7 protein-coding genes are annotated in these 4,766 nt (G+C 44.9%); all 7 read left to right on the top strand.

What is annotated here, in order from left to right; all coding sequences use genetic code 11:
• Positions 1–329 (top strand): hypothetical protein (locus tag BLQ81_RS22555; protein ID WP_217636704.1); only part of this gene is annotated, 329 nt, incomplete at its 5' end.
• A gap of 78 nt (positions 330–407) precedes the next feature.
• Complete coding sequence (locus BLQ81_RS21720; protein ID WP_092735220.1) at positions 408–1,352, top strand: DNA cytosine methyltransferase; 945 nt, start codon at positions 408–410, stop codon at positions 1,350–1,352.
• Positions 1,342–1,938: an HNH endonuclease gene (locus BLQ81_RS21715; protein WP_092735217.1), complete on the top strand. Its 597-nt coding sequence runs from the start codon at positions 1,342–1,344 to the stop codon at positions 1,936–1,938. Before BLQ81_RS21720 ends, BLQ81_RS21715 begins: the two co-directional genes overlap by 11 nt.
• Positions 1,939–2,404: 466 nt before the next feature.
• Positions 2,405–2,698 carry an IS66 family insertion sequence element accessory protein TnpA gene (gene tnpA / locus BLQ81_RS21710; RefSeq protein WP_092735214.1) on the top strand — a complete coding sequence of 98 codons (294 nt, stop codon included), beginning with the start codon at positions 2,405–2,407 and terminating at the stop codon, positions 2,696–2,698.
• 32 nt (positions 2,699–2,730) lie between these two features.
• Positions 2,731–3,045, top strand: coding sequence for an IS66 family insertion sequence element accessory protein TnpB (tnpB, locus tag BLQ81_RS21705; protein ID WP_175454321.1), 315 nt, complete (start codon positions 2,731–2,733; stop codon positions 3,043–3,045).
• A gap of 73 nt (positions 3,046–3,118) precedes the next feature.
• Positions 3,119–4,462 (top strand): IS66 family transposase, encoded by a 1,344-nt coding sequence (gene tnpC / locus BLQ81_RS22450; protein ID WP_092735208.1) that lies wholly within the window; start codon positions 3,119–3,121, stop codon positions 4,460–4,462.
• 9 nt (positions 4,463–4,471) lie between these two features.
• Positions 4,472–4,630, top strand: coding sequence for a transposase domain-containing protein (locus BLQ81_RS22870; RefSeq protein WP_092735205.1), 159 nt, complete (start codon positions 4,472–4,474; stop codon positions 4,628–4,630).
• Positions 4,631–4,766 lie beyond the last annotated feature (136 nt).

Raw genomic sequence — 4,766 nt, 5'->3', positions numbered from 1 at the left:
CCGACCTGCGGGGACTGGAAAAAGTCAACGGCGAGTTCGCCCTCATCATGACTGTGTACAACCTCAAGCGCACAATCACCTTGCTTGGCATCGAGGAGCTGACAGAAAAAATCAAGAAGTGGAAGCCAGACTACAAAAAGGCCGCTTTAGCCTTAAAATCAAGCCTTAAAGCACAAATAACAAAGTATTTGACCTATTTTGGCATCAGTACAACGGCAGTGAAACTAAATACAGTTTTGAATAGAATTCAATTTTCAAACCACTCTAACCACCTATACGGCTCAGAAATGGACTTTTTTGGTAAATCGAGAGGTTTTTTCACGGTCTGACGTTACCGGCAAGGCTAAAAAGACAGCGAACAGACAGAAAAAACAGACATTAATCGTAAATTTGACCACAAAAAAGAAATGCAAAAATTCAAATCTCTTGAAATATGTGCAGGTGCAGGCGGACAAGCTATCGGGCTTGAAGAAGCAGGGTTTGAACATTTGGCATTAGTAGAAATCGAACCCTTAGCTTGCCAGACATTAAGAACAAACAGACCTGAATGGAATGTAATTCAAGGGGACCTAAGACGGTTTGATGCTAAAACTTATCAAGGACAAGTTGACCTTTTAGCCGGTGGAGTCCCTTGCCCACCTTTTTCAATTGCAGGTAAACAACTTGGACAGTTTGACGACAGAGATTTATTTCCCGAAGCAATCAGGATAATCAAAGAGTGTAATCCAAAAGCTGTTTTACTCGAAAATGTTCGTGGACTTCTTGACCCAAAATTTGAAGATTACAGGCAAGAAATTATTTCTGAACTTGAACAACTCGGTTACAAGACTGATTGGCAATTACTAAAATCTTCGGACTATGGCGTATCTCAACTTCGGCCAAGAGCAATTTTAGTTGCTATTAAGAATGAATACTTCCAATATTTCAATTGGCCAGAGAAATCTAAAAGAAAACCAATGCCGATTGGCGATTTGCTTTATGAAGAAATGGCAGAATTGGGTTGGGAAAGTGTTGATGAATGGAGAGAACGAGCCAATAAAATTGCTCCCACCCTTGTAGGCGGTTCAAAAAAACACGGTGGTGCAGACTTGGGACCTACAAGAGCAAGAAAGGCTTGGGCAGAATTGGGAGTTGACGGTGGTGGACTTGCTGACAAGCCACCAATAAATGGATTTAAGGGCAATCCAAAATTGACACTTAAAATGACTGCCTTGGTTCAAGGATTTCCAAAAGATTGGGAGTTTGCAGGAAAAAAAACACCTGCATATCGACAAGTTGGAAACGCCTTCCCTGCACCCGTTGCAAAAGCAGTTGGCAAATCAATAATCAAGGCATTAAACTATGGCAAATAAAGCACCTAAAGGAAAAGGCTCAAGAGCCAAACTGAGAGATTTTTTCATTGAGAATGTAGGCAAAATTTTAGACTCTGACACTTTAAGAGAAGTTGCAGGAACAAGTGAATGGGCAAGACGAGTTCGAGAATTAAGAAACGAAGAAGGTTTGAATATTGTAACTCACAATGACAGAAGTGATTTAAAGCCCGGACAATATTTACTCGTTGACAAAAAGCCGCTTCCTGCATTTGAACGTGGAATTTCTAAAGAAACAAGAGCATTTGTATTAGACCGTAACGGGTTTACTTGCCAAATGTGTGGTGCAGCAGCAGGTGAAATCCACCCCTACGATAATGGAAGAAAAACAAGATTGCACATAGGACATATCATTGACAAATCAATGGGTGGCACTGATGAAGCAAACAATTTAAGAGCAATCTGCTCTGTTTGTAATGAAGGTGCATCAAACCTGACTTTAAATAGACCGGACACAATTAAATTAATTGCACAAGTAAGACGAGCACCTGCAAAAGACCAACTTGACGTATTGAAATGGTTAATTCAAAAGTTTCCAAAACAAGCAGACGAACTGACGAAAAAATAGAAGCCCAGCCGGTAACAACTAAGCTTTCGTTGCGTGCGGAGCACGAACAATGAAAGCGCTGTTGCACGAAACCGGTGAGGTTCTTATGGGGATTGAGTCGGAAATTTATGGTTGACAAAGGACTTTTAAGTCTAAAAATCAGGAGCCAGGCACCTTTTCTCTTTCTAAAAATTCATTTTGGTATCATTTATTAGCTCTTCCAGACCCGTTTTGGAAGGGCTTTTTTGTAGTATGGGCCTGCCTTGGCGGCAGACAGGCATAGCTTCGCCAGCCCGATCAAAATCGGGGATTAGAATTGGGTCGGGACAGCAGAAAACACCGCTTTTGGCGGACCCCGTTTAGGCAGTCGCTGAATGCTCACCATGCTTTCCTTCTGGCAGCAAGGGCAATATCTTGGATTGAATATTTGTATCCATCCGATGAACCCCATATTTCAGCCTTAGAGATTTTGGACTAATGTTGCATCATGAAAAAGATCAGCAACGACGATTATTATTCCCTGTTTTGCAGGTGGCAGGCTTCCGGAATCAGCAAAGCTTCATTTGCCGAGGGAGAAGGTATTTCCAGAACGACATTTTATTACTGGTGCAAGAAGTTGAGCCTGGGGCAATCTGCTCCGACCGACCAATCGTCCTTTTCGTTGGTCACCCCCGATGTTGGTTTTCAAAAAGAGCCGGTGGTCAGGATCAGTTATCCTTCGGGAGTGAGTATTGAGTTTTTTGGAAAGGTTGAGATCGATTCTGTCAAAAGACTTCTTTGATGCTTGCCCTATCGAGCTCGACCAGATACTTCATGTATAAAGAGCCAACTGACATGCGGTATGGCATCAATTCGCTGGCAGGTCTGGTGCGCAACAGACTGGGCTTTGATCCCATGAACGGGGATGTCTTTGTTTTTCTGGGCAAGCGGTCCAACCAGATACGCATACTTCAGTGGGACAGGGACGGATTTGCCATGTATATCAAAAAGCTCGAAAGGGGTACTTTTGAACGTCCCGTGCTTACCGGAAACGGCATTACGAGCGGTCAGCTGAGCCTGCTCTTACAGGGGGTAAGACTGGAATCGGTGAGCTACAGAAAGCGCTACGACCCCTTAAAAAGGATGTAAAAAAAAGTGCTTTTTCAGTGCAAAAAGTGCCTCATTTTGCTCAAAAAGCCGTTTTTTAAGCTATCTTTGATCTATGGGAAACAACGGGACGGACTACAAAAAACTGTATGAAGAGTCCCTGTTGACCCTATCGGAAAAAGAAGAAATCCTGATCCAAAAAGAAGAAATAATATCCGATCAGCAGTTCGAACTCGACAAGCTCCGCAAACATCTTTTTGGGTTCAAAAGTGAAAAACGCACAGGTAACACAGGAGACGGCCAACTGGGACTTTTTGAACTCGGTGTCACCAAAGCAGTACAAGAAGCCCTTTCTGAATCCGTGACAGCAAAGCCTGCCCCCGGAAAACGAGCCAAAGGTACCGGGCGGATGACCCTTCCCGAGGAGCTCAGAAGAGAAGACATCGTGATCAAGCCGTCCGAATCTACCGAAAACTGTGTTCAGATCGGTCAGGAAGTTACCGAGGTGCTGGAAGTGATCCCCTCATCCTTCTATGTCAAGCGTTATATCCGTCCCAAGTATGCCAGACCAAACGGTGGGGGCATCATCATCGGGACCCTTCCTGACAGGGTGATAGAAAAAGGAATTCCTTCGGAGTCCGTAGTCGCCCAGATGACAGTTGATAAATATGTCTATGGGATGCCTCTCCACAGACAGATCGATAAATACGCCAAGATGGGTGTACGGATCCCTGCCTCAAGTGCATCGGATTGGATCATGAAAGGCTGGGATCACCTCAGGCCGCTCTGGGAACTGCTCCGGCTGATAGTTGCCAACCAAAAATATCTCCAGGTCGACGAAACACCGATAAAGGTCCTGGACAGGGACCACAAAAACGGTATCCACCAGGGTTACATGTGGCTTTACCATGCCCCGGTGGACAGGCTAGTGCTGTTCGATTACCGAAAAGGCAGGGACCGGTCAGGCCCCAAAGAAATGTTGGCAGACTTCAAAGGCATCATCCAGACGGATGGCTATAAAGTCTATGATTCACTTTATGGGAACCATCCGGATATCCATCTGACTTTCTGTATGGCGCATGCCAGACGGAAGTTTGTGGATGCGGTAAAGGACGATGAAGAACAGGCCAATTATATCCTGGACGAAATCGGAAAGCTCTACCTTCTGGAAACAAAAATGCGGGATGAATCAATGGGCTGGCAGCAGCGGACAGCATTGAGAAAGGAACATGCGGAACCTGTTCTGGAGAACCTCGGAAGATGGCTGGAGGAAAAACAATATAGCTACAGGCCCAAAAGTCCGATGGGCCAGGCCATAGCATATGCCCACAAAAGATGGGCAGGGCTGAGCGCATATGTATTGCACGGGCAGATGGAAATCGACAACAACCTTGTGGAAAATGCAGTACGGCCTCTGGCTGTGGGCAGAAAAGCATATCTGTTTGCCGGATCTCACTAGGCAGCTGAAATGACCGCAGCCATGTATTCATTCATGGCCAGCTGCAAAAAGAATAAAATCAACGAGTTTGATTGGCTCAAGGATGTGTTCGAAAGAATCCAGAGCCATAAACAAAAAGACCTTTATCAACTACTGCCATCAAACTGGCAGGAGTACCGCCCTAAATAAAATCCCGGACTATAACCCGACGGGTTTTGTCGGATGGATACGAATATTTCGAGGACTCTGTTTTCTGGTTCGGGAAGCGGCAGTCCAAGTTCCCGATGAATGATCGGAATCGTTATTTGCTTTGCCGAACTTCCCA

This window comes from Algoriphagus alkaliphilus (assembly GCF_900103735.1).
In the GTDB taxonomy this organism is placed as follows: domain Bacteria; phylum Bacteroidota; class Bacteroidia; order Cytophagales; family Cyclobacteriaceae; genus Algoriphagus; species Algoriphagus alkaliphilus.
This window is presented reverse-complemented; position numbering and strand designations above follow the sequence as displayed.